The organism is Agrilactobacillus composti DSM 18527 = JCM 14202 (genome assembly GCF_001436375.1).
In the GTDB taxonomy this organism is placed as follows: Bacteria; Bacillota; Bacilli; order Lactobacillales; family Lactobacillaceae; genus Agrilactobacillus; species Agrilactobacillus composti.
On sequence record NZ_AZGA01000085.1, the window covers coordinates 1 to 300 of the forward strand.

Annotated in this window: 1 protein-coding gene; it reads left to right on the forward strand. The window is 47.3% G+C overall.

All coding sequences use genetic code 11. The features are described 5' to 3' along the window. Positions 1–300 (forward strand): reverse transcriptase domain-containing protein (locus FC83_RS14285; RefSeq protein WP_269083192.1); only part of this gene is annotated, 300 nt, incomplete at both ends.

Sequence of the window (300 nt, forward strand, 5' to 3'; positions counted from 1 at the left end):
GTCGAGTGGAGAAATCCACAAAGGGCACGCCGCAAGGCGGACCTATCTCACCATTACTGGCAAATGTCTACCTCAATGAGCTGGATAAACTGCTCACGGCCAGAGGCCACCAGTTTGTGCGCTATGCGGATGACTGTAATATTTATGTCAAAAGTAAGCGCGCAGGATATCGGGTCTTGGCCAATGTGACCAAGTTTCTGGAACAAGACTTGAAGTTAACTGTCAATCAAAAGAAAACTCAAGTTGGGTCACCATTGAGACTGAAATTCCTAGGATTCACCTTAGGGGTAAGCAAAGGCG